Source organism: Ornithinimicrobium murale (assembly GCF_003352835.1).
GTDB classification, from domain to species: domain Bacteria; phylum Actinomycetota; class Actinomycetes; order Actinomycetales; family Dermatophilaceae; genus Ornithinicoccus; species Ornithinicoccus muralis.
Genome location: NZ_QLVD01000026.1, coordinates 67,771 through 91,798 on the forward strand (window position 1 = coordinate 67,771; position 24,028 = coordinate 91,798).

Genomic DNA, 24,028 nt, shown 5'->3' on the forward strand with positions numbered 1-24,028 from the left:
TGCTCTTAGATGGTGGACGTTGGTTAGAGGGTGCTCTCGTCACCGAGGATCGCGGTGACCTGGCTGGACAGGGTCCCCCCGTTGCCGTGAGCCAGGGCGAGGCTGTGCCGGGCAACCTGCCGATCCCCCGCCTCGCCACGCAGCTGCCGGACCGCCTCGATCACCAGGAGGATGCCGTACATCCCCGGGTGGCAGTAGGACAGGCCGCCGCCGTTGGTATTCACCGGCAGCGACCCGCCGGGGGCGATGGCACCGTCGGAGACGAACGCCCCGCCCTCACCCTTGGCGCAGAACCCGAGGTCCTCCAGGAAGAGAATCGGGTTGATGGTGAACGCGTCGTAGAGCTCCACGACATCGATGTCTTGCGGACCGAACCCGGCGATCTCGTAGGCTCGCCTGCCGGACTCCTGCGCCGCCGTGGTCGTCAGGTCGGGCATCTGGGAGATGTTCATGTGCCAGGTGGCCTCGCCCGCACCGAGGATGTAGGCGGGTGGCCTCGGCAGGTTGCGGGCCCGCTCGGCGGAGGTCACGATTACCGCGCCACCGCCGTCGGTCACCAGGCAGCAATCGCGCACGGTGAGCGGGCTGGAGACCATCCGCGAGGACAGCACGTCATCGACTGTCATGTCGTCCTGCACGAAGGCCGCCGGGTTGAGTTTGGCCCACTGGCGGGCGGCGACCGCGACCTCGGCCAGCTGCTCGCGGGTGGTGCCGAACTCGCGCATGTGGCGTGCGGCGGCCAGTGCATAGGCGGAGGCCGGTATGCGCGGTGCGTAGGGCGTCTCCCAGGACCTGGTCAGCGCGGCCCCGGAGGCCACGAGCCCGCCGCCGTGCGAGCGTTGGGTGGAGCCGTAGACGATGAGGGCGACCTCGCACAGACCCGCCTCGATCGCGGCGGCCGCATGCCATAGGTGTCCCACGAAGGAGGACCCACCGGTGGCCGTCCCGTCCGCGAAGCGCGGGCGGATGCCCAGGTACTCCGCGGTGGTGAGGACCGGCTGGGCGAAGAAGGCGGAGTGCGTGAACAGCCCGTCGACGTCGCTCTTGCTGAGCCCGGCGTCAGCGAGGGCGCGCACGGTGGCCTGCCCGATGAGATCCAGCGAGGAGATTCCCGGACCCACCTCTCCGAGGCTCGACTCTGCGACCCCGACGATGGCGGCCCTGCCCCGCAGCGAGCGCTCCGCGGCGCTCATCGGTCCGCCTCCACGGCGAAGACAGGCAGGGGCGGCTCGTCCCCCGCCAACCGGAACGAGACGGTTACCGGGTCGTCGATGGCGACCGCACCGTCGTCACCGGCAGTGACAATGCTCATCATCCGGAAGCCCTCGTCCAGGTCGATCAGGGCCACGGTGTACGGCTCCTTCCCCCGGGGCGCAATGACCGTGGCGGAGTAGACGGTTCCCCGGCCTGCCGAGGGTTCCCAGCCCAGGTCGTCGCTGCCGCAGGAAGGGCACAGGACCCGGGGCGGGAACACCGCCTGCCGGCAGTCCCCGCAGCTCTGGTAGGCGAGCACACCCTCGGCGGCGTACCGGTCGAACACGGTGCCGGGCGCCGTCTCCGGCGAGAGTGACTCCACATCGGCGCGGACGTTGTCGGTCACACATCCTCCTCGGGTGCTGGACCAGCCGGACTAGACTGATGCATTCACTTTAGTATACATTTAGAAATACAGTAGTCGTCAACACCGTGACCGCCGTCACTAGGAGCCAGGATGCCCGACCACTCTGCCGAAGTCGCAGTGCAGGCGCACCGCGTCGGACCACTGGCCGGGGTGCGGGTCCTGGACCTGACGCGCGTGGTGATGGGACCGCTGTGCACCCAGCTCCTTGCGGACCAGGGAGCCGACGTGATCCTGGTCGAGGCCAACGGTGGGGACACGAACCGCGTCATGGGCCCAGGACCGCATCCGGAGCTCTCCGGCATCGCCCTGAACCTGCTCCGGAACAAGCGATCCATCGACGTGGACCTGAAGTCGGCGGCCGGGGCAGCTGCGGTGCGGGCCCTCATCTCGACCTGTGACGTGGTCGTGAGCACCATGCGTCCCCAGGCCTTGACCAAGCTCGGCCTCGACTACGAGAGCGTGCGCGAGACCCGGCCGGATATTGTCTACTGCCAGGCGCAGGGGTTCCCGCTGGCCAGCGACCGCGCTTCCGAGCCCGCCTACGACGACATCATCCAGGCGGCCAGCGGCGTCTCGGACGTGATGGAGCGCATCTACGGCCAGCCCGGCCTAATCCCCACGATCTTCGCCGACAAGGTGTGCGGCCTGGTGATGGCCGAGGCGGTAACGGCGGCGTTGTTCCACCATGCCCGGACCGGCGAGGGCCAGCACATCGAGGTGCCGATGGTGCAGGCCATGAGCGCGTTCATGCTCGCCGAGCACGGCAGCGGGGCGATCGCCGAGCCGCCGACCCCTGCGGAGGGTCACCAGGCCAGCGGGTACCCGCGGATCCTATCCAAGGAGCGCCGGCCGCACCGCACGAAGGATGGGTGGATCCACCTGTTCCCCTACCTCCCCAAGCACTATGTCGACCTGTTCACCGAGGCCGGCGTGGAGGGGGCGGCGGACGATCCGCGCTACACGGACCAGCGGGCGACGCTCGTCAACTCCGAGTCGCTCTACCGTGACATCCGGGCGGTCTGCCCCTCACGCACCACGGAAGAGTGGCTGGACTACTGTCGCACCACCGGGATCCCGGCCACAAGGGTCGCGACTATCCAGGACCTCGTGGACGAACTCCCGCTCGAGCACCACCCGACCGTCGGCCGCTACCGGGTCACGCCGCACCTGGCCAACTTCAGCCTGACCCCGCCCACGGTCCGCCGGCCGGCACCGTTGATCGGCGAGCACACCGAGGAGGTGCTGGACGAGGTCTCCGCCTCGCCGCGGACCCCTCAGCCAGCGACGCGACAGGAGTGACCATGCACCTCGACGCCACCGACCTGAGCGAGTCCGAGCTCCGGCTCCAGCAGGAGGTCAGGAGTTTCCTCGCCGAACGTCTCCCTCCCGGTTCGTATGACGTGGGGCTGGGGATGACCGGTGCCTCCGACCCCGAGTTCTCCCGGGACCTGGGGGCACGCGGATGGCTGGGGATGTCGCTCCCGCCGGAGTACGGCGGGGGTGGTCGCAGCGCCGTCGAGCGCTTGGTCGTCGTCGAGGAACTACTCGCGGTCGGGGCACCGGTGGCCTACCACTGGATCGGCGACCGACAGTCGGGGCCAAACATCGCGGCCAACGGAACGGAGGAGCAGAAGCGGGCCCTCCTCCCGAGGATCGCCAGCGGGGAGCTCTCCTTCTCCATCGGCATGTCCGAGCCCGACTCCGGCTCGGACCTAGCCAGCCTGCGCACCCGTGCCGAGCGCGTCGCCGGTGGGTGGCGCGTCAACGGGACCAAGATCTGGACGACGGGGGCCGCGCGGGCCACGCACATCCTCGCCCTTTTCCGCACCTCCGACGACCGGCACCACGGACTCACCCAGTTCATCGTCGAGCGTGACCTGGAAGGACTGACCGTCTCCCCCATCCCGTTCATCGATGGGACGCGAGAGTTCTGCGAGCTGGCGTTCGAGGACGTCTTCATCCCAGACGAGATGGTACTGGGCGAGGTCGGCGCGGGATGGGGGCAGAACATGGCCGAACTAGCGCTGGAGCGTGGTGGCGTCGACCGGTGGATGTCACTGATGGCCGTGCTCGACCACTGGGTATGCGGGGGCTGGGGCCCACTCGGGGCCGCCGCCACCGCGGACACCGGCGAGATCACGGCCCGCTGCTGGGCCTTCCGGGGCGTCTCGCTCGCGATCGCCCGCATGGTCGACGCCGGCAAGTCACCCTCGATCGAGGCCGCGCTGGCTAAGGAGATGGCGACCCGCTTCGAGCAGGACTGCGTGGAGATCGTGACCCGTCACTACGGCCGCACCCCAGACCTGACCAGTGACGATCCCTACGAGTCGCTCCTGGCCCGCGCCATCCTCGTCTCCCCATCATGGTCCATCCGGGGCGGGACGGTCGAGATCCTCCGCAATATCGTCAGCAAAGGACTGGCCCGCGCATGACTTCTCAGAACGTCGACCCCAGCTTCGCACCACTGATGGCGCAGTTCTTCCGGGAGCAGTCTCCGCCCGAGCGGGTCTCTGCCGCGGAGCAGCAGGACCTCGACGAGTCGCTGTGGGCACAGGTGACGGATATGGGCCTGCCCCTGATCGGCGTCGACGAGAAGCTTGGCGGCTCGGGTGGCAGCCTCGCCGAGTTACTCATCGTCTTGGAGGCTGCGGGCCGCGCCTGCGCCCCGGTACCGCTCGCCGAGACCGCCGCGGCGTCCTGGGCGCTGGCGCGCACGGGTACCCGCGCCTCCGGTGATCTGCTCACCGTGGTGCCTGGCGACCCGCGTGACACGCTCACGGTCACTGACGGCGTCGCGACAGGTGTCGTGCACGACGTGCCGTGGGCCCGCGTGGCGACATGCGCGTTGACGGTGGTCACGACCGACCAGGGGCCGATGCTCGTCGCGATCCCCCTGGAGTCCGCATCGGTGGGCGCGGGCTACGACCTCGCGCGGCAGCCGAGGGACAAGGTCACCATCGAAGCCGTCCCCGTGGCGGTGTCGCCCTGGCCGGGAGCCCCGGACGAGCTGACGGCCCGGCTGATGCTGCTGCGCGGCGCCCTGATGGCCGGTGCGCTCGAGGAGGTCGCCGACCTCACGCGGCAATATGTCGGCGAGCGGGTCCAGTTCGGTCGTCCGGTCGGGCGCTTCCAAGCCGTCCAGGAGCACGTCGTCCGCCTCGAGCAGCAGGCGCCGCTCGCGCTGCTGGCCGTCGCCCGGGCAGCCGCCGCGACCGAGGTCCACCCGTCGGCGCTCGAGGTGAAGATGATGAAACTCACCACGAACGAGGGCGCGCGGCTGGCCGTTCGGGCGGCGCACCAGGCCCACGGTGCTATCGGGATGACCCAGGAGTACCGCCTTCAGCTGCTCACCCGGCGCCTAAACAGTTGGCTCGGAGAGGTCGGCACGAGTGCCGACCTCGCAGCGGACATCGGGACCGTGGCGACCGAGCGTGGGATCGCGCGGCTGATCACCTCCAGCGCCGGAACGATGGAGCAGGCATGAGTGACGACGTCCTCGTCGAGCAGCACGAGCACGTCGCGCTCGTCAGCATCAACCGGGCGCCGGCCAACTACTTCAACTTCCCGCTGATCGCCGAGTTGGCCACGACCTTCACCGAGCTCGCCGACGGCGGCACCAGGGCGATCGTGCTCGCATCGGAGGGCAAGCACTTCTGTGCCGGTGCGGACTTCGCCCATGGAGAAATGACCCAGGACCGCTCCGCGACCTCGGCCAAGCTCTACCGGGAGGCAGTCAAGCTCTTCCGTGCTCCTGTCCCGGTGGTCGCTGCGGTCCAGGGGTCTGCCGTCGGCGGAGGTTTGGGTCTCGCGTGCGCGGCGGACTTCCGGGTGGCCTCCTCCGCGACGCGCTTCCATGCCAACTTCTCGATGCTCGGGTTCCACCAGGGGTTCGCCCTCAGTGAGTCACTCCCGGCGATCGTGGGGCAGCAGCACGCGCTGGACATGCTCTACACCAGTCGCCGTCTCGACGGCGTCGCCGCACACCACATCGGGCTGGCCGACCGACTGGTCGAGCCTGGGCATGAGCGGTCCGGCGCCCTCGACTACGCCCGGGAGATCGCCAGGGCCGCCCCCCTCGCCGTGCGTTCCATGAAGGCCACCCTCCGGGGCGGGCTGGCCGACCGAGTCGAGAAGGTGCTCGAGCGGGAACTGAGCGAGCAGGACTGGCTGTGGCAGACGGAGGACAGCAAGGCGGCGATCGAGGCCAACCTCCGTCGGGAGCAGCCGACCTTCCACGGACGCTGACGCCGGGGCGGTGCCAGCACGCCGTCCCGGTCAGCGGACCGCGGCCGGCTCCTGCGTCAGCAGACCGCTGAGCCGCCCGGTCACGCTCTCGCGGGCCTCACGCATGATCGTCTCGACCAGGTCGCCCACCGTCGGGACGTCGTGGATGAGGCCCTGGACCATCCCGACGCTCCAGACCCCAGCCTCGGTGTCTCCCCTCTCGTAGACCGTGCGGCCACGAGCCCCGGCGACCAGGTCGCGGACGTCCTCGAACTGCCCACCCGCACCCAGGATCTGCACGACCTCGCGGCTGACGCTGTTGCTCGCCACCCGGGCGGTGTTGCGCAGCGGCCGGAACATGAGCTCGGTGTCGAGCTCGCTGGCGGCGACGATGGCCTGCTTCACCGTGTCGTGGATCGGGGACTCCTGGGTGCACATGAAGCGGGTCCCCATGTTGACGCCGTCGGCACCCAGTGCCAGGGCGGCGACAAGTCCCCGGGCATCGGCGAACCCGCCGGAGGCTATGAACGGGATGGTCAGCTCCTCGGCCGCCCGAGGGATGAGCACCAGACCTGGGATGTCGTCCTCGCCGGGGTGTCCAGCGCACTCGAAGCCGTCGATACTCACGGCGTCGACCCCGACCTTCTCCGCCTTGACCGCGTGCCGGACGCTGGTGCACTTGTGCACAACGGTGATCCCGGCAGCCTTGAAGTCCGGCAGGTGGTCAACGGGGTTGGCACCCGCAGTCTCCACGATCTTCACACCGGACTCGATGATGGCCTGGCGGTACTCAGCGTACGGCGGGGGATTGATCGCCGGGAGGATTGTCAGATTCACGCCGAAGGGCCGGTCGGTCAGGGACCGGCACCGCGCGATCTCCGCCACCAGGGCCTCGGGTGTGGGCTGCGTCAGGCCCGTGATGATCCCCAGGGCTCCGGCGTTGGACACTGCCCCTGCCAGCTCGGCGCGTCCGACCCACTGCATGCCGCCCTGGACGATCGGGTGGTCGATCCCCAGAAGCTGGGTGAACCGTGTCGTGAACATGATGTCTCCTCGAACGGGGTGGTCAGTCGGTCGCGGCCTGGATCTGCAGATGGTCGGGCCGCTCGGGCCAGGTCGGCGCGTGCTCCGGGTAGTCCGTGCTCACTCGGGCGGGGAAGGACGGCGACCGCTTCTCCATGAACGAGGCCACGCCTTCCGCGGCGTCGGGTCCTCGCTTGAGGTCCCGCATAATGAGCGACTCCCGCTCATGGGCCCACCACGGCGAGGGTTCGGACAGGGAGGACCACAACATCTGTCGGGCCACCGCGATCGATACGGACGAGGTGGAGTCGCGGATCTCGGCGGCGAGGGCGCGCGCCACGTCGAGCAGGTCGTCGCGCGGGACGACGCGGGAGACCAGCCCGCCGGCGAGCGCCTCCTCGGCCGGGAAGATGCGTCCGGTGACCACCCACTCCATCGCCTGCGCGATGCCGACCACCCGCGGGAGGAACCAGTTGGACGCGGCCTCCGGCATGATTCCCCGCCGGGCGAAGACGAGACCGAACCGGCTGCTGTCGGCCGCGATCCGGATGTCCATCGGCAGCGTCATGGTCGCGCCCACCCCGACCGCTGCGCCGTTGATCGCCGCGATCGTCGGGGTGCGCATCGCGGCCAGTCGCAGGGTCACGACCCCGCCCCCGTCGCGGGGGACGCCGTTGATCGTGTCCGGCACCGATCTGGTGTCGGACTGCGCCTCGCCGCGGTAGGCGAAGGGCTGGTCGCCGCGGTTGCCCGACAGGTCGGCACCGACGCAGAAGTGCTTCCCGCTCCCGGTGAGGATGACGGCACGGACGTCGTCGTCGGCGTCGGCGAGATCCAGGGCCTCCACCAGCTCGCGGCGCATCACCTGGGTGAACGCGTTCCCCTGGTCGGGGCGGTTGAGCGTGATCGTCGCGACGGCGTCCGCAACCGTGTAGTCGATCTGCGCGAAGGTCATCTCAGCACCCACTCCCCCGTGAACGACGGTGTCGTCTTCTGCGCGAATGCCTCGCGTGCGGTCCGCGCGTCGGCGGTCGCGTAGTTCACGGCCTGCGCCCGCACCTCGGCGGCGAGGGCGGCCTCGAAGGTGGACAGCGTCCCCTCGTTGAGCAGCGCCTTGTTGAGCGCCTGCGCAATGGGCGGCCCGTCGGCGAGCCGGCCCGCGAGATCCCCGACCGCGACGTCGAGCTCCTGCGGTGCACAGACCGTGGAGACCAACCCCAGTTCCCTGGCTTCCTCCGCCGAGACGAAGTCACCCAGCAGCGCCAGACACTTGGCCTGCTGCAGACCGACCAGGTGCGGCAGCAGCCACGACCCCCCGAAGTCGACCGACAACCCGCGGCGCACGAAGATCTCCGAGAACCGGGACCGGTCCGAGGCGACGACGAAGTCGCAGCACAGCGCGAGGTTCCACCCGGCGCCGACCGCCGCACCGTCGACACGGGCGATCACCGGCTTGGGGAAGCCGAACAGCGCCGCGGCCGTCCTCGCGATCCTGCTGACGCGGGTGACCGGATGACCCACGGGCGCGGACGAGATGTCGGCACCGGCGCAGAAGGCATCTCCGGCCCCGGTGATGACGACGACCCGCACCGAAGGGTCGACCTCGGCGGTGCGCAGTATGTCGAAGAGCAGGTCCCAGGACGCCGGATCCATGGCGTTCTTCCGCTCCGGCCGGTTCAGGGTGATCGTCAGGACCCGCCCCGCTTCACTGGCGAGCACGCTGCCCTCGTTCCAGGCCTGGTAGTTGGCATCCATCTAGTCGTCCTCCTCGTTCTGCGGCGCCCGCTGGGCGCACGCCACGGCATCGAGCCCTGCTGTGCGGGCGACCCGGTGTCGCCCGCCGTGAGACTGTTCCAGCGCCTTGCCCCTCTTGAGCCACAGCTGCAGGTCGTGCTCGAAGGTGAAGCCGATGCCTCCGTGGACCTGCAACGCCACCTTGTTGGCGACGAACTCGGCCTCCACGGCGCAGATCCTGGCCAGTCGTGCGGAGGCCAGACCTTCCGGATCCGCGGCCGCGACCCGCCAGGTCGCAGCCCGCGCGGCCGTGGTGGCGAGCTCCACCTTGGAGAACGCATCGGCCAGCAGGTGCTTGACGCTCTGGAAGGACCCGATGAGTCGACCGAACTGCTGGCGCTCCTTGGCGTAGGCGACCGTGGCGCTCACCAAGTGGCTCGCGATGCCGTTGAGCACGGCCGCGGATCCCACCAGTTCCCGGGCGACCACCTGGTCGCGCAGGTCTCCGGAGCTGGGGAGAAGCTCTCCCTCGGTGCGGGGGCTGACCTGGAACAGCCGTCGTGACGGGTCCTCGACGTGGACCCTCTCGAGGGCGACCTCGCCAGCCTGGTGGACCCGGAGCTGACCATCCCGGGCCAGGACGATCAGGTCGCTCACGTGCGCGTCGGGCGCCAGTCCGCCATCGGACAGCGCGATGGTGACCCGTGACTCGCCGGAGGCGATGGCCGGGAGCCAGCGGCGCCGTTGATCCTCGCTGCCACAGGCAACGATCGCGAACGGACCCACGAAGACCGACTCGAGGAGGGCGTCGGGCACGGCCTGACGGCCCGCTTCCTCCAGCACGGGCAGGAGGTCGCACTCGGTGCCTGCGATCCCGTCATACTCCTCGGAGACCAGGATCGCGGGTGCCCCGAGATCGACCACCCCGCGCCACAACGACGGGTCCCGGCCGGAGTCGTCCATCCATGACAGTCGCTGCGCACCCGGCGAGCAGTGCCTGGCGAACAGGTCCGTGGCCGACTCGCCGAAGGCCTGCTGCTCTGGGGAGAAGGCATACCTCATGATCGGGGCTCCCTCGGCAATCCGAGCGCGGTCTCGCTGATGATGTTCTTCTGGATCTCGGTGGTGCCCGCGTAGATCTCACCGGCCCGGGCGTGCCAGTACTCGCGCTGCGTCGGGGGGAGCGGGACCTCGGGGGGACCGGCGGGGATCTGCTCGGCCCGCTCACCCAGGATGTTGCGTTCCTCCTCGCGGATCCCGGTCAGGATCTCCGAGAGCCGCAGTTTGAGGACGCTGGGCAGCGCACCCTCGTCGCGGCCCCGGGACATGATGTCGGTCAGCTCGTACGTGGCCTGCTCGTAGGCGAAGGCCCAGGCACGGTGGGACCCGAGGCGCTCGAGTGATCCGGTGTCAGGGTCGGCCCCCAGGCGCCGAGCGATCTCGTCGACGGTGTGGAGCATCCTGGTGTGGGTGCCGCGCCCCATGCCCCGCTCGAGCTTCAGCGACGTCTGGGCGATCCGCCACCCCTCGTTGTGCGGGCCGACGACGTTCGCCAGCGGGACTGCCGCCTCGGTGAGGAACACCTCGGCGAACCCCGCGTGGCCGTGAAGCTGGCGCAGCGGTCTGACCTCGACACCCTCGGTGTCCAGGTCGAGGATGACGAAGCTGATGCCGCGGTGCTTGGGCGCCTCACGGTCGGTCCGGACGAGCGCGAACATCTTGGTAGCGATCACACCGAAGGACGTCCAGGTCTTCTGTCCGTTGAGGACGAGTTGGTCGCCCTCGATCCGGCCGGTCGTGCGGAGCCCGGCCAGATCGCTGCCGGCGTCGGGCTCGGAGAAGCCCTGGCACCAGATGTCGGAGTTGTTCAGGATGCTGGGGAGCCACGCCTCCTGCTGATCCGGCGTCCCGTGTGCCATGACCGTCGGCCCGCCGTGCAGCAGGCCCATCTTGTTGACCCGCTCCGGCAGGTTCAGCCGGGCGTACTCCTCGTCGTAGATGAGCTGGTGCCAGTGGTCCAGCCCGAGCCCACCGAACTCTTTGGGCCAACCGGGCGCGGAGTAGCCGGCGGCGAAGAGCCTGGCCTCCCACTCAAGGTGCTGCGCCAGGCCATCCTCAGTGTAGTAGGGCTGGAACCGCCCCTTGGGCCGGTTGCTCTCGAGCCAGGCACGCACCTCGGCCCGGAACGCGACGAGGTCGTCGCTGAACATGAGGTCCATTAGTCCTCCCCCGCCAATTCCTTGGCCTGGTCGATGATCGAGGGCTTCTTGTCCTTGCGGACCGCTCCCCAGATGGAGGAGGCGATGAACACCAGGACGAACACAGACAGCACGGCGGAGATCGGCCGGGTGGCAAAGATCGCCAGGGACCCGTCGGAGAGCAGCATCGACTGGCGGAACGACTCCTCCAGGATCGCGCCCAGCACGAAGGCCAGCACGAGGGGCGCCGGCTCGAAGCCGAACTTGCGCATGAAGTAGCCGAGCACGCCCATGATCAGCATCACCCACATGTCGAAGGTGCTGTTGTTCAGCGTGTAGACGCCCACGAGCGTGATGAGCATCGCGATCCCGCCGATGATGCCGATCCGCACCCGGAGCAGTTGGACGAAGAAGCCGACCATTGGCCAGTTGAGCAGGAGCAGGATGAGGTTGCCGACGAGCATCGAGGCGATCACACCCCAGAACAGCTCCGGATGCGCCGTGATCAGCTGCGGCCCCGGCGTGATGTTCTGCGCCATCAGCGCGCCCAGGATGAGGGCCAGGACGGCATTGGACGGCAGGCCGAGGGTCAGCAGCGGGATGAAGGCCGAGATGGAGGAGGCGTTGTTGGCGGTCTCCGGCCCGGCGACGCCCTCGATCGCTCCCTTGCCGAACTCCTCGGGATGCTTGGAACGGCGCTTCTCGACGCCGTAGGACGCAATGGAGGACAGCACGCCGCCCCCGCCGGGCAGCACGCCGATCGGGAAGCCGAGGAGCGACCCTCGGGTGATCGGTCCGCGGGATGCCTTCCAGTCCTCGCGGGAGAAGGTCAAGCGGCCGACCTCGCCGATCTTGCCATGCGACTGGCCGCTCCGCTCCATGACGTAGAGGATCTCGCTCACGCCGAACAGGCCCATCGCGACGGCGACCAGGTCGATCCCCGAGAACAGCCCCGGCAGGCCGAGGGTGAAGCGCGTGGTGCCGGCGATGGGGTCGGTGCCCACCACGGCCAGGAGGAGTCCGATCGCCGCGGCGATCACGCTCTTGAGGGTCGACTTGGTGCCTAGGTAGGTCACCATGACGATGCCCAGCACTGTGAGCGTCACGTACTCGGGCGGACCGAACCGCACGGCGAAGCCCGCGAGGCTCGGCGCGATCAGGATGAGGCCGATGATCGCGATTGTGCCGCCGATGAAGGAGCCCACGGCCGAGATCGCCAAGGCAGGCCCTGCCCGACCCGCCTTCGTCATCTCGTAGCCGTCGATCGCGGTGACCGCGCTGGCGGCTTCTCCCGGGATCCGGAGGAGCACCGAAGTGATGGTCCCGCCGTACATCGACCCGTAGTAGACGCCGGCGAGCATGATGATCGCCGAGGTCGGCTCCATGCCGTAGGTGAACGGCAGGAGCAGGGCGATGGTGGCGGTAGGCCCGAGACCGGGCAGCACGCCGATGACGGTGCCAATCATGACGCCCAGGAGGACGTACAGCAGATTGGCCGGCGTCAGGATGACGCCGAAACCGTCGATCAGGTTTGTCAGGCTGTCCATGGTCAGCGGCCTCCCCACAGCTGGGCGATCACGTCGTCGGGGAAGCGGGCAGCCAGCAGCTGCACGAACAGCAGGTAGGTGACCACCGTGGCCCCGACCGCGAGGACCACGGACATGAACCAGGTCTCGCGTGCCAGGAACCGGAACCAGATCACGAGCACCACCAGGCCGCTCAGCACCAGCCCGAACCTGGAGAACATGAGGATGAATAGCGACAGCGTCGCCACACCGATTGCGGGACGCAGCAGGCGACCGGCGAAGTCCTCGATATCCTCTCCGTCGCCGCCGATCAGCATGCCGACGACGCAGCAACCGATCAGGACCACCGCGACGATGCTCGGCCAGAGGCCGGGCGCGGGGGCCGACAGTGTGCCGACGCCGAGGCCGATCGCCCCCAGGAGGAAGTAGAGGCCGATGAGGGCGCCGACCGCGTACGGGACTCGTTGGAAGATCTTGTCCTTGACGCTGTGGGTCGCCACGGCGGTCTGCTCAGAGTTCATCTATCCTCCTCGGGGGTGGAGCTGGCCGCTGAGGACCAGCGGCCAGTCCGGTTGCCTGTCAGCCCAGCAGTTCCGTCAGGATCGGGCCCAAGGTTTCCTGCTCGTCGCCCATCATCTCCTGCAGCGCGTCGGCGCCCATGAACTCGTCGAGAATCCGGACCTCACCGATGACCTCGACGGTCGCGGGGTCCTGCAGAGCCTTCTCCAGCGATCCCTCCAAGGTGGCGAGGACGTCCTCGGGGATGTCGGCGGGGGCCACCAGGATGAAGTAGGAGTTCCCGTAGATCAGGCTCTCGAAGCCCGACTCCGCCAGCGTGGGGACGTCGGGAATCCAGCCCAGCCGGTCGGGAGCACCGGTCGCCAGGATGGTGAACTCACCGGCATCCACCTGGGCCATAGTGGTCTGCGCGTTGGAGCAGAAACAGGCGTCGACGTTATCGCCGAGCAGCGCCGTCACCGCCGGGGCCTCGCCCTGGAACGGCACCGCGGTCAACTCTACGTCGTACTCTTCGGCCATCCGCACTAGTTCCACGTGCTGCGGCGAGCTCGCTCCCGCGGTGCCCACCTTGATCCCGCCCGGGTTGGCCTTGGCCTCCTCGATCAGATCGTCGATGCTGCTGTAGCCGGAGTCGGCCGACACTATGATGAGGCCCGGGCCGAACGTGCCCACGCCGATGGCCTGGACGTCCTCCAGGTCGTAGCCGACGTCCTCGATGAGGGGGACCCGGCCCGCCGCTGACGCAGTGGTCATCCCGATCGTGTAACCGTCTGGATCAGACCGGAGGACGTCCGCCGTCCCGACGGACCCGGAGGCACCTTCCTTGTTCTCCACGACGAACGTGGTGCCGAGGTCCTTCTCCATGAACGAAGCGATCGCGCGGCCGCCGACGTCGGTGGGGCCTCCCGCGGCATAGCTGATTATCATGTTGACGTCATCGGACGGGAACTCGTCGGATGACGACGCGCCGTCGGAGCCGCCGCAGGCGGTCACCACGAGGAGTGACGCACCAGCGACAAATGCAGCAAGAACCTTGCTCTTGGACATGCGTATTCCAATCTCTCAGCTTCTTTGAGGGGAGGTGACCACGGCGTGAGGCGGCGGCCCCGGCTCCGGAGTTGGCTCCGGACCTGGTGTGTGGGTGCTGATCAGGGCGTCAAGCGCATAGGCGCCCTGTCCACGTGGCATGACGACGAAGGGGTTCACGTCGATGCTCTCGATCGAGTCGGCATGGGCGGCGGCAAAGGCCGAGAGGTCGCTGAGCGCATGGGCGAGTGCCTCTGTGTCCGCAGGCTCGGTCCCGCGGGCCCCGTCGAGGAGCTCGAACCCGCGCACCTCGCGGATCATCTCCGCGGCGGTCGCGACGTCGAAAGGGGCGAGCCGCAGCGTGACGTCCTTGAGCACCTCGACGAAGACCCCGCCGAGGCCGAAGGCCACGGTCATCCCCAGCGACGGGTCGTTCTTGACGCCCAGGATGGTCTCGACCCCGCCGGTGACCATCGGGGTTACCAGCACTCCGGACAGGCGTGCCTGCGGCACCGCAGCCTGCGCCGAGGCGAGGATCTGCGCGTAGGCGGCCTCGACCTGCGCTGCGTCGGTCAGGTCGAGCCGGACGCCACCCACGTCGCTCTTGTGGGCGATGTCAGGCGAAACGATCTTGAGCGCCACCGGGTAACCGAACTCCTTCGCGGCACGCACCGCATGGTCGGCCGACTGCACGACACGATCGGGCACCGTCGGGACACCGGCGTCACGAAGGATCTTCTTGGCCCGGTCCTCGGTCAGTTCCCCGGTCAACGAGGCCGACGAGGCGGACAGGGGGGGAAACTCCTTGGCCATCGGGGAGCTCAGGACCAAGCCGAGCCTGGCCAGACGCCCGGCCGTCTCCACCATGCTGCGCAGGTCTTCGTAGTGGGGCATCCCCAGAGTGTTGAGCGCGTGGGCGGTCTCGGGACTGGTGAGCGAGGAGACCATAATGTGGGCCCCCGGGTGGGCCTCACGCACCGTGCGCAACGAGTCGACGACGGTGGTGGCCCACGGCTCCATCAGGCCCAGGTAGGTCAGGAAGACGAGCACCATGTCGTAGTCCGTGCCGTCGATGACCGTGTTGAGGAAGGCGGGGAAGAGGGCGGGGTCGTTGGTGACCTGGGCCGTCGTGTCGATTGGGTTGGTGACCCCCGCGGGCGGCCAGATCCTCTTGAGCTGCTGCTGCACCCCGAGCGGCAGCGGAGGGACCTGCAGGCCCGCCTCCTCGGCGGCGTCGGCCATCAGGATGCCCGCACCGCCGGAGCCCGTGAAGATGGCGACCCGGCCGCCCCGCGGCAGCCCGCCCAGCGCGAGGGCGTGACTGAGGTCCATCAGCTCGGAGACCGAGGTGACCCGGCACACGTCATATTGCCGGAACAGGGCGTCGTAGGCGTCGTCCGAACCGACGAGGGACGCCGTGTGCGAGCTCGCGGCAGCTGCCCCGACGTCCGAGACCCCGGCCTTGAGCATGATGACCGGCTTCCGGCGCCGACGTGCCGAGGCCAGGGCCGCCTGGAGCCGGCGACCGTCCTTGCACCCCTCCATGTAGACGGCGATCGCTGACACCTCGTCCTGCTCCGCGAAGTAGGCGATCGAGTCGGCGACATCGACGTCGCACTCGTTTCCGGTCGTGATCCACGGGGTGAACTCGAACCCCCGGTTCGCTGCCAGTGCGACACAGTGCCCGCCGAGGGCACCGCTCTGGCTCACCAGCGCGATGCGCGGCACGTCGGCGATGACGTGGTCACGAGGAATCATGACGGCCGCGGCGAAGGTCGGGAGCGCCCCGGTGACCATGTTCGCGGCGCCGATGCAGTTCGGTCCGATGATGCGCATGCCGCTCGTCGCGGCGATCCGGGTCAGCTCCGCCTGCAGCCGCTCCCCGTCCTCGCCTGCCTCGGCAAATCCGGCGCTGAAGAGGACGACTGCCTTGACACCGGCGTCAGCGCAGCCGCGCACCGCCTCCATCACCGCTGGCCCGGGGACCGCGACGATGGCCAAGTCGGGGACCTCCGGGAGCGCCTCGAGCGAGGGGTAGGCCTGCACGCCCTGCACCTCAGTGTAGTTCGGGTTGATCGGGTAGATCGCCCCGTCGAACCCGTGGCTCTTCATGTGGTGGATCGGCCGGCCACCGATCTTCAGCTGGTGCGACGACGCTCCGATGACCGCGACGGACCCCGGCGCGAACACAGCCTCCAAGCCGTGCAGGCGGGGCGCGCCCGCCGAGGGGGGGGCGTCCTGTGTAGCGTCATTGCTCATGCTCACTGCTCCAGCTGTCGGGCGTTATGCATACCGAAGGTCATGCACAAATGTATACTAAAGATTCCGGATGTCAACAGGACCTATCCGCCAGGTCGGGTACGTTGCTGTTGCCTGACAACAGGAGACGAGGAAGTGCGATGACCGTCGGCGAAGCCACAGGGCAGACTGGCACCTCCAGCGTGGAGCGGTGCTTGGTCGAGGTGCGCAACATGATCCTGACCGGCGAGCTCCTGCCGGGGGAGAAGGTGCACCAGGCGGACCTGGCGGCACAGCTCTCCGTCAGCCGCATCCCGCTGCGTGAGGCACTGTCCCGACTCCAGGCAGAGGGCGTGCTGACGCACCGACCCAACTCCGGCTACCAGGTCTCCCGCTTCAGCAGTGAGGACCTGACCGAGCTCTACCTGATGCGCCGCCTCCTCGAGACCGAGCTCCTGCGCAGCGCCCCGCTCGGGGCGCAGCAGGCCGACCGTCTGCAGGAGATCAACGAGCGTCTGCGCAAGGTGGACGCCTCGACCGACCCGGAGACCTACCAGGCCATCAACCACGAGTTCCACTTCCACCTGTTCGACGCCTCCCCCCTGCGCCTGGTCCGCGAGGAGGTTGACCGCCTCTGGTATCGCTCGGGCTTCTACCGGTCGCTCTACCTTCACGAGGCGCCGACCGCGCTGCAGGTCCTGCACGAGCACGGCCTGATCATCGACGCAGTCCGCGACGAGGACATCGAGGAACTGATTCGGGTGACCGATGAGCATCGCAAGGGCACCGAACGGCTCGCGATAGAGCGTCTCGGCCGATCACGCCGTCGCTGACCCGCTCGCACCTGGTTCGATCCCGCTTGGCGGCTCGCGCAGCACCAGCGGCCGGCACGCCCAGGCTGCCCCGAGCACGAGCACGGCGGTGGCAGCCAGGGCGGCCCCGACGGACAGGACGTCCGCGAGTACGCCGTTCAGGCCTGCGGCAAGCGGCCTGGACCCCAAAAAGCCGAGGAGCCACAGCGCCATTACCCTGCCGCGGAAAGCGCCCGGCACCCGCGCGTACAGCTCGGTCCCCAGCGCCGTGAGCGAGAGCGTCATGCCGACCCCGGCCAGCCCAAAGGCCAGCACCGCCACCCACGTCGCGGTGGCGACGATCAGCACGACCGCGCCCGCCGCCATACAGAGGAGACCGAGGCTCGCCAGCCGCTCACTGCCCAGTCGGCGGGTGAGGAGCGACTGCGGGAAGAAGGCCACGAAGGCACCAAGCCCGAAGGCAGACGCAAACGTGCCCACCAGGTCGGCGCCCCCGCCGACCTGGCTCGCCAGGCTCGGCGCCAGAGTGATCGCCGGGTCGGCGCCGATGCCGATCGCCGTAACACCCAGGAGCACAGCGGCAATCGCCGGCCGGCTGGCCACGTAAGCGAGGCCTGCTCGGATCGAGACGTCATCAGCAGCGCCGCGCGGATGATCGCCGGACGGGAGGGTGGCGACCACGACCCCGAAGACGACGTGCAGCACCGTGCTGACGCCGAACGCCCAGGTGAGACCTACCGTCACGGCCATGACCCCGCCAACGGCCGGCCCGAAGGCGCGGCCGATCGCGAACGAGAAATTGTCCAGCGCGACGGCCTTCGGCGTCTCGCCAGGACGCACCAGGGAGGGGAGCATCGCCTGCATGGCCGGGCCACCGACGGTGAAACCGACGCCGACGGCGGCGACCGCCGTCATGACCGCCCAGGTCGGCGGGGACTCGCCGCCGACCCACAGTAGGAGCCAGATTGTCAGAGTGCCGGCGGTGCAGAGCAGTCGCCCGGTCAGCAGCTGGACCTTGCGGTTCGCCCGGTCAGCGACGGCGCCGCTGACCGTGACCAGGAGCACCTGCGGGGCGAACAGCATGACGCTCACCAGACCGACCAACAGCGGAGAGCCGGTGCTGTCGAAGACCAGGATCACCGTGGCGATGTTGAAGATCCAGATGCCAACGTTCGCCAGCAGTTTGCCGACGAAGAACGGACCGAAGACCCGGTCCATGGCGATGCGCGGCAGGCTGCGCGGCGCCGGCACGCCCGCGGCGCCGAGGGGCGACCCTTCCCCGGTCATCGGCCGGCCCGTGACGCGCCGGGATCATCCGCGATCCGACGACCTCGCCCGCCGACCATCAGAAGTAGTAGCGCGACACCGGTTCTGCGACGCAGACCGGCTTGTCCACGCCCTCCGCGGTCACCGTCGCACGCCAGGTGACCTGCACTCCGCCGGCCACCTCCCTCGCCTCGTGGACCGAGGTCGTGACGCGCAGGGGGCTGCCCACCGGGGCGGGGGCCGGGAAGCGCACCTTGTCGAGACCGTAGTTCAACGCCATGCGGTGACCACTGACCTGGAAGGTCTCCTTCATGAGGGGGACCAGGAGCGACAGGGTGAGGTAGCCGTGGACGATGGTCCCTCCGAACGGCCCGTCCTTGGCGCGCTCGACGTCGACGTGGATCCACTGGTGGTCGCCGGTCGCGTCGGCGAAGGCGTTCACCCGGTCCTGGTCGACCGTGAGCCAGGAGCTCGTGCCGAGCTCCTCCCCCACGGCGTCGAGCAGGGACTGTGCACTGTCGAAGGTTTTCATGGTGTCATCCGCTCTTGTAGGCTGTAGCTCCGCTATATGTATACATTATCGTATGCTTGCACGTTAAGGATGGCGAGCGGAAGGAGCGGCGATGGACGTCTCGACGGTGGTCCAAGACCTCCGGATCGAGCAGGTCGGGCCGGATACCTTCCGTGGCCATGCGCCCCAGCCCCACCCGGTGAGCACTCGGGTCTTCGGCGGTCACGCCCTGGCTCAGGCGCTACTAGCAGGCGGCCAGACCCTCCCGCACGGGCGGCTGCCGCAGAGTCTGCACGCCTACTTCATCCGGCCCGGCGACTTCACCCGGCCACTCGACTTCTCGGTCGTCCGGCACCGGGACGGCGGCGCCCTGTCCGCGCGTCGCGTCGTGGTGTCCCAGCAGGGTGACGCGATCCTCGAGCTCATGATGGCCGGCGGGCCCCGCTGGCTGGAGACCACCAGCCATGACCCGATGCCGCAGGTCTCTGGCCCGGAGGGGCTCTCCCCCGTCCAGGAGCAGCTCACCCCGTACGCCGACGAGTGGGAGGGATGGTTCGTGCGCCCCCGCCCCTTTGACCTGCACTACCCCGACGTCCCCCCGCGGCTGGCCGCCGATGGCGAGCAGGATCCCGGCCCCCGGAGCCAGGTCTGGGTGCGCGCCCGCGGGGACGTCCCTGACGACCCGCTGATGCAGCGCTGCTTGCTGGCCTACGCCAGTGACCAGACGATCCTCGACCCGGTCCTCACTGCCCGGTGGGGCACCGTCATGCCGGGTGCCCAGAACGTGGCCTCGCTGGACCACTCCATGTGGTTCCACGCCGAGCCCGACGTGTCGGAGTGGCTGCTCTTCGACCAGTTCTCCTCGGCCGGGACGGCACGGACCGGGCTGGCCCGCGGGCACGTCTACCGACAGGACGGCCGGCTGGTCTGCACGGTGACCCAGGAGGGCCTCATCAGGAGCAGCGCCTTGCGCTAGGCGCACACGACTCATGGACCCGTGGAAGGAAGAGGTGGAGATGATCAGCGAGGATGCCGACACACCGAGGGTTGCTCTGGTCACCGGATCGAGCACCGGCATCGGAGCCGCGATCGCGAAACGGTTGTCCCGAGAGGGCTTCAGAATCGCGGTCATAGCCCGGGCCGAGGAGCACACCCACGCGACGGTGGGGTGGATCCGGGGCAACGGCGGCACGGCCCACGGCTTCGCTGCCGACCTGTCCAGGCCGGAAGAGATCGAGGACCTGTTCACGCGGTTCGACGCTCGGTTCGAGCGCCTCGACGCCCTGGTCAACAACGCCGGGATGGCCTCCATCGCCGACTCCACGTCGATGCCGTTGCGGCACTGGAACCGCGTGCTGACCCTGAACCTGACCGCGCCGTTCGTGACCGCCCAGTGCGCCCATCCACGGATGACCCAGGGCGGAGGCGGGGGCGGCGTCATAGTCAACATCGGCTCCGTCTACTCACGCATGTCCGTGGGCCGACGCGCGGCCTATGTCAGCAGCAAGCACGGCCTGATCGGTCTCACCAAGGCCCTCGCCACGGAGTGGGCCCCCGACGGGGTGCGCGTTGTCGCCGTGGCCCCCGGCTACACCGAGACCGACCACGTCCGGGTCGCCATGGAGGACGGCGGCTTCGACTCGGCCGCGGTGGTCAGCCGCACACCGATGGGGCGCCTGGCCCACGTCGACGAGGTCGCCGACGCCGTCTCGTTCGTCTGCTCCGAGCGCGCGACCTTCGTCACCGGCAGCACGATCTACGTCGACGGTGGCTGGACGGGCTACGGCGGCGTCTGACCAGGGCGCCCCGTAGCCGCCCAACCCGCCGACACCCGGGGCCTGAGCGAGTCCCGACACGCAGCGGCAGAGAACCGAGCAGAAGCACACCCGAAGGAGAGGCACATGGAACAGACTGAACGGGTCGCGATCGTGACCGGAGGAGCACGCGGAATCGGCGCGGCCGTGGCCAGGCGCCTGGCCCGAAACGGCGTCGCGGTGGCCGCGCTGGACCGTGACGGCGACGGTGCAGCCGCCGTGGCCGCGGACATCACGTCTACAGGCGGTGCGGCCCTGGCCGTCCACGCCGACGTCGCGGACGAGACCTCGGTGCAGAGCGCGGTCTCCCGGGTCGTCGACAAGCTGGGCGCCCCGACGATCCTAGTCAACAACGCCGGCGTCCTGCGGGACAACCTCCTGTTCAAGATGAGCCTGGACGACTGGGAGACCGTCATGTCGGTTCACCTCCGCGGGAGCTTCCTGATGACCCGTGCGGTGCAGAAACACATGGTGGCGGCCCGGTGGGGACGCGTCATCTCGCTGTCGTCGACATCCGCCCTGGGCAACCGGGGCCAGTCGAACTACGCGACCGCCAAGGCGGGGCTCCAGGGGCTGACCAAGACCCTTGCGCTAGAGCTGGGCAAGTTCGGTGTCACCGCGAACGCCATCGCCCCGGGCTTCATCCAGACCGACATGACGCGCGCCACGGCCGAGCGGCTTGGCATAGAGTTCGAGGAGTTCATCGCCGCCTCCCAGGCCCAGATCCCGGTCGGCCGGATCGGCCTGCCGGATGACGTGGCCGCACTGGCCGCCTTCCTGGCCAGCGACGAGGCCGGGTTCATCTCCGGCCAGGTCATCTACGTCGCCGGTGGCCCCACAGACTGACTACTCGTCCGCGGGGAACAGCATCACCTGACGCATGGCCTTCCCGTCGGCCAGCGCGTCCATCGCGCCGTTCAGGTCATCGAGCTCGATAACCGAGGAGATCAGCTCCTCCACCGGAAGACGGCCCTCGCGCCACATCTGGACGAAGGCGGGGATGTCGCGCTCCGGGACGGCCGACCCCAGATAGCTCCCAATGATCGTACGCCCCTCGGCGACGAGCCCCAGCGGGGAGATCGAGGAACGCGCATCGGGCGGCGGCAGGCCCACCGTCACCGTGACACCGCCGGGCGCCGTTGCCGCCACGGCCGCCTCGAACGCCCTGGCGCTGCCGGCCGCCTCGATCACGACGTCCGCGCGCGTGCCCGCCTCGGCGAACTCGGCGGGGGTTAACACCTGGTCGGCCCCCAACCGGGTCGCCGTGGCGAGCTTGTCGTCCAGTCCGTCCACGCCGATGACCGTGCACCCCTCTAGCCCGACGGCCGTAATCAGCGCCGCCATCCCGACACCGCCCAGCCCGACCACGGCCACCGTCTGGCCGGGTTCCGGACGGGCCGCGTTGATCAGTGCGCCGCCGCCGGTGAGGACCGCGCAGCCGAGCACCGCAGCCACCTCGGGCGGCACGTCGTCGTCCACCACGACGACGGACCGGCGGTCGACAACGCAGTGCGTCGCGAAGCCGGAGACTCCCAGGTGGTGCTTGACCTCCTCACCCTCCCGCGAGAGACGGCCGCCGCCCGCGAGGAGGTCACCGGCGTTGTTCGCGGCGCTCCCCGCCACGCACGGGACACGTCCACCGCTCTGACACGGAGCACACTCGCCACACCGGGGCAGGAACGTCATGATGACCCGTTGGCCGGGCCGTATGTCCGAGACGTCGGCGCCGACGTCCTCCACGACTCCCGAGGCCTCGTGGCCGAGCAGCATCGGGACCGGTCGCACCCGGTTCCCGTCGACGACCGACAGGTCGGAGTGGCAGACCCCCGCGGCCTGGACCCGCACGAGGAGTTCAGAGTCACGGGGGGCGGCGAGATCCAGATCCGACACCGTGATGGGCCGCGACTCTGCATATGGCCGCGGGCGCCCTATCTCCTCGAGCACTGCGCCCGTGATCTTCATGTCCACTCCTGGTTCGGGGTCTCGGCGTCCGGGGAGAGCGGCGTCAGCGCCTCACGGATCCGTGCCGGGATGGAGACGCTGTGCTTGGCCCTCTTGTCGACGTAGACGTGCACCCAGCGGCCCAGCGCCGCCAGCACCGGCTCGGCCCCGCCCCGGAACAGCCCCAGGACGTAGGTGACGCTGCTGGTCCCCAGCCGCTCCACGCGCATCCCCACGAGCACCGGGTCCGGGAAAGTCACCTCGGCCAGGAAGCGGCACGACGACTCCGCCACGACTCCCTGGACAGGCGAGTCGGCCGGGGACCCTTCCACGTGCTCGGCGAGCCACCCGTTGATCACCGTGTCGAAGATCTGGTAGTAGACCGAGTTGTTGAGGTGCCCGTACATGTCGTTGTCCGCCCACCTGGTCGGCACCTCTATGCGCACCGGGAAACAGTCGAGCCGAATGTCACAAGCGCTCTCAACTGCCACGACGCGACCCTATCGTGGCAGCCTTGAGCTACGGGTGGCGACCACCCACCTCCTGCACGATCGACCGCTCGTTATCGGTCACGGTCAGCCGCGCGAGCGCACCGTTGACCAGCGGCAGGTGCGGTGGCACATGGCCACACTCGACGTCGAAGACGATCGGCACGTCCAGGTCACCGAGCGCATCGAGCACCGCGTCGCGCTGGGTGACCTCCCCCGACGAGGGCGCCTCCGTCCGACCGATCAGGATCGCCTGCGCGTGCTCGAACCAGCCGGCCAGCCGCAGCCCGTGCAACCGGCGGCACGCCTCCAGAGCCGACGCCTCGGCCACCTCCAGATACAGGATCAGCCCCTCCTCGGCATACCTCTGCCCGAAGCCGGGGACATCACCGAAGGGGGTGCCCGCCAGGTTGCCGATGGTCTCCAGGCACCCCCCGATCAGCCGGCCACTGACCTCCACCTCGTCGTCGTCGGCGACCTCCCAGGTGCCCCGCCCCGCCAGCCGGTATGCCGTGGGGCTGGGGTCTGCCGCCCAGTCGTCAAACCCTTCGGTCCGGTAGCAACCGCTCTGCTCCTGGCGCACCGGACCGGTGGCCGTCGCCAGTTCGGTCCAGTGCACCAGACCCGGCACCGCGGCATACGGCGTGTCCATCAGGTTCACCCCGTGCAGGCTGGCCCACCCGGCGCGCACAGTGAGCGGGAGCAGGAGAGTGGAGAGGTCGCTGTAGCCCACCAACCACGTCGGCTCGGCCGCACCGATCGTGTCCCAGTCCAGCAGGTCGACCAGGTCGATGCCGGTCTCCCCGCCCCACGGCGGCACCACCGCCCGGATCGTCGGGTCGGTCAGCATGCGCTGCAGCTCGTCGGCCCGCTCCACCGCCGGAGCGCTCACGTGCGAGCCGTCCCCGCCCAGGCAGTCCCCGAGCACGACCTCGAACCCACGGTCCCGCAGCCAACCGACAGCACACTCCAGCCGCGGCATCAGGGACGCGGGCACTCCGGATGATGGCGCCGTGACGCCGATGCGGTCACCGGGCTGCAGCGGCTGCGGAAAGCGGATCATGACCGCCATCCAAGCCGACGTGAC

General features: G+C 69.2%; 24 protein-coding genes. 8 read left to right on the forward strand and 16 right to left on the reverse strand.

The genetic code is table 11. The features are described from left to right. Positions 1 to 23: 23 nt before the first annotated feature. Positions 24 to 1,193 carry an acetyl-CoA acetyltransferase gene (locus tag DPQ65_RS12710; protein WP_114907722.1) on the reverse strand — a complete coding sequence of 390 codons (1,170 nt, stop codon included), beginning with the start codon at positions 1,191 to 1,193 and terminating at the stop codon, positions 24 to 26. Then, entirely contained in the window at positions 1,190 to 1,600 is a 411-nt protein-coding gene (locus DPQ65_RS12715) for a Zn-ribbon domain-containing OB-fold protein (RefSeq protein ID WP_202863128.1), read from the reverse strand. Before DPQ65_RS12715 ends, DPQ65_RS12710 begins: the two co-directional genes overlap by 4 nt. A gap of 111 nt (positions 1,601 to 1,711) precedes the next feature. Between DPQ65_RS12715 and DPQ65_RS12720 the strand changes: the two genes are divergently transcribed. From DPQ65_RS12720 to DPQ65_RS12735, 4 genes are read left to right on the forward strand one after another with little or no spacing between them, the layout of a single operon-like run. Next, positions 1,712 to 2,920: a CaiB/BaiF CoA transferase family protein gene (locus DPQ65_RS12720; protein WP_114907723.1), complete on the forward strand. Its 1,209-nt coding sequence runs from the start codon at positions 1,712 to 1,714 to the stop codon at positions 2,918 to 2,920. A gap of 2 nt (positions 2,921 to 2,922) precedes the next feature. Further along, the gene (locus DPQ65_RS12725) at positions 2,923 to 4,053 is read left to right on the forward strand and encodes an acyl-CoA dehydrogenase family protein (protein WP_114907724.1); all 1,131 of its coding nucleotides are present in this window, start codon (positions 2,923 to 2,925) and stop codon (positions 4,051 to 4,053) included. Continuing rightward, the gene (locus tag DPQ65_RS12730; RefSeq protein WP_162802210.1) at positions 4,050 to 5,105 is read left to right on the forward strand and encodes an acyl-CoA dehydrogenase family protein; all 1,056 of its coding nucleotides are present in this window, start codon (positions 4,050 to 4,052) and stop codon (positions 5,103 to 5,105) included. The genes DPQ65_RS12725 and DPQ65_RS12730 overlap by 4 nt, the downstream gene beginning before the upstream one ends. Beyond that, positions 5,102 to 5,866, forward strand: coding sequence for an enoyl-CoA hydratase/isomerase family protein (locus DPQ65_RS12735; protein ID WP_114907726.1), 765 nt, complete (start codon positions 5,102 to 5,104; stop codon positions 5,864 to 5,866). The genes DPQ65_RS12730 and DPQ65_RS12735 overlap by 4 nt, the downstream gene beginning before the upstream one ends. Before the next feature lie 30 nt (positions 5,867 to 5,896). Here DPQ65_RS12735 and DPQ65_RS12740 read toward each other — a convergent pair whose 3' ends face one another. From DPQ65_RS12740 to DPQ65_RS12780, 9 genes are read right to left on the reverse strand one after another with little or no spacing between them, the layout of a single operon-like run. After that, positions 5,897 to 6,889 (reverse strand): NAD(P)H-dependent flavin oxidoreductase, encoded by a 993-nt coding sequence (locus DPQ65_RS12740; protein ID WP_202863129.1) that lies wholly within the window; start codon positions 6,887 to 6,889, stop codon positions 5,897 to 5,899. 22 nt (positions 6,890 to 6,911) lie between these two features. Beyond that, the gene (locus DPQ65_RS12745) at positions 6,912 to 7,823 is read right to left on the reverse strand and encodes an enoyl-CoA hydratase-related protein (RefSeq protein WP_114907728.1); all 912 of its coding nucleotides are present in this window, start codon (positions 7,821 to 7,823) and stop codon (positions 6,912 to 6,914) included. Then, complete coding sequence (locus DPQ65_RS12750; protein ID WP_114907729.1) at positions 7,820 to 8,623, reverse strand: enoyl-CoA hydratase/isomerase family protein; 804 nt, start codon at positions 8,621 to 8,623, stop codon at positions 7,820 to 7,822. Before DPQ65_RS12750 ends, DPQ65_RS12745 begins: the two co-directional genes overlap by 4 nt. Then, positions 8,624 to 9,664: an acyl-CoA dehydrogenase family protein gene (locus tag DPQ65_RS12755; protein ID WP_114907730.1), complete on the reverse strand. Its 1,041-nt coding sequence runs from the start codon at positions 9,662 to 9,664 to the stop codon at positions 8,624 to 8,626. Beyond that, positions 9,661 to 10,821: an acyl-CoA dehydrogenase family protein gene (locus DPQ65_RS12760; RefSeq protein WP_114907731.1), complete on the reverse strand. Its 1,161-nt coding sequence runs from the start codon at positions 10,819 to 10,821 to the stop codon at positions 9,661 to 9,663. The genes DPQ65_RS12755 and DPQ65_RS12760 overlap by 4 nt, the downstream gene beginning before the upstream one ends. Next, positions 10,821 to 12,347, reverse strand: coding sequence for a tripartite tricarboxylate transporter permease (locus tag DPQ65_RS12765; RefSeq protein ID WP_114907732.1), 1,527 nt, complete (start codon positions 12,345 to 12,347; stop codon positions 10,821 to 10,823). The genes DPQ65_RS12760 and DPQ65_RS12765 overlap by 1 nt, the downstream gene beginning before the upstream one ends. Before the next feature lie 2 nt (positions 12,348 to 12,349). Then, positions 12,350 to 12,847 (reverse strand): tripartite tricarboxylate transporter TctB family protein, encoded by a 498-nt coding sequence (locus tag DPQ65_RS12770; protein ID WP_114907733.1) that lies wholly within the window; start codon positions 12,845 to 12,847, stop codon positions 12,350 to 12,352. Positions 12,848 to 12,905: 58 nt separating this feature from the next. Continuing rightward, positions 12,906 to 13,892: a Bug family tripartite tricarboxylate transporter substrate binding protein gene (locus tag DPQ65_RS12775; protein WP_114907734.1), complete on the reverse strand. Its 987-nt coding sequence runs from the start codon at positions 13,890 to 13,892 to the stop codon at positions 12,906 to 12,908. Between the two features lie 15 nt (positions 13,893 to 13,907). Further along, positions 13,908 to 16,130: an acetate--CoA ligase family protein gene (locus DPQ65_RS12780; protein ID WP_114907735.1), complete on the reverse strand. Its 2,223-nt coding sequence runs from the start codon at positions 16,128 to 16,130 to the stop codon at positions 13,908 to 13,910. A 140-nt stretch (positions 16,131 to 16,270) separates the two neighbouring features. Between DPQ65_RS12780 and DPQ65_RS12785 the strand changes: the two genes are divergently transcribed. Further along, complete coding sequence (locus DPQ65_RS12785) at positions 16,271 to 16,942, forward strand: GntR family transcriptional regulator (protein WP_114907736.1); 672 nt, start codon at positions 16,271 to 16,273, stop codon at positions 16,940 to 16,942. Here DPQ65_RS12785 and DPQ65_RS12790 read toward each other — a convergent pair. Further along, positions 16,928 to 18,208 carry an MFS transporter gene (locus DPQ65_RS12790; RefSeq protein ID WP_114907737.1) on the reverse strand — a complete coding sequence of 427 codons (1,281 nt, stop codon included), beginning with the start codon at positions 18,206 to 18,208 and terminating at the stop codon, positions 16,928 to 16,930. The genes DPQ65_RS12785 and DPQ65_RS12790 overlap by 15 nt on opposite strands. 58 nt (positions 18,209 to 18,266) lie before the next feature. Beyond that, positions 18,267 to 18,719, reverse strand: a complete 453-nt coding sequence (locus tag DPQ65_RS12795) for a MaoC family dehydratase (protein ID WP_114907738.1) — start codon at positions 18,717 to 18,719, stop codon at positions 18,267 to 18,269. 91 nt (positions 18,720 to 18,810) lie between these two features. Here DPQ65_RS12795 and DPQ65_RS12800 point away from each other — a divergent pair, with 91 nt between their 5' ends. From DPQ65_RS12800 to fabG, 3 genes are all read left to right on the forward strand, one after another. Next, positions 18,811 to 19,674 carry an acyl-CoA thioesterase gene (locus DPQ65_RS12800; protein ID WP_114907739.1) on the forward strand — a complete coding sequence of 288 codons (864 nt, stop codon included), beginning with the start codon at positions 18,811 to 18,813 and terminating at the stop codon, positions 19,672 to 19,674. Between the two features lie 13 nt (positions 19,675 to 19,687). Continuing rightward, complete coding sequence (locus DPQ65_RS12805; RefSeq protein WP_114907740.1) at positions 19,688 to 20,494, forward strand: SDR family NAD(P)-dependent oxidoreductase; 807 nt, start codon at positions 19,688 to 19,690, stop codon at positions 20,492 to 20,494. 105 nt (positions 20,495 to 20,599) lie between these two features. Continuing rightward, positions 20,600 to 21,358 (forward strand): 3-oxoacyl-ACP reductase FabG, encoded by a 759-nt coding sequence (gene fabG / locus DPQ65_RS12810; protein ID WP_114907741.1) that lies wholly within the window; start codon positions 20,600 to 20,602, stop codon positions 21,356 to 21,358. Here the strand turns inward: fabG and DPQ65_RS12815 are convergent, their stop codons facing one another. From DPQ65_RS12815 to DPQ65_RS12825, 3 genes are read right to left on the reverse strand one after another with little or no spacing between them, the layout of a single operon-like run. Then, positions 21,359 to 22,474: an alcohol dehydrogenase catalytic domain-containing protein gene (locus DPQ65_RS12815; RefSeq protein WP_114907742.1), complete on the reverse strand. Its 1,116-nt coding sequence runs from the start codon at positions 22,472 to 22,474 to the stop codon at positions 21,359 to 21,361. Next, a complete protein-coding gene (locus DPQ65_RS12820; RefSeq protein WP_238146841.1) occupies positions 22,471 to 22,944 on the reverse strand; it encodes an acyl-CoA thioesterase in 474 nt (157 codons plus the stop codon). Before DPQ65_RS12820 ends, DPQ65_RS12815 begins: the two co-directional genes overlap by 4 nt. Positions 22,945 to 22,972: 28 nt before the next feature. Then, positions 22,973 to 24,004 (reverse strand): S66 family peptidase, encoded by a 1,032-nt coding sequence (locus DPQ65_RS12825; protein ID WP_114907744.1) that lies wholly within the window; start codon positions 24,002 to 24,004, stop codon positions 22,973 to 22,975. Positions 24,005 to 24,028: the final 24 nt, after the last annotated feature.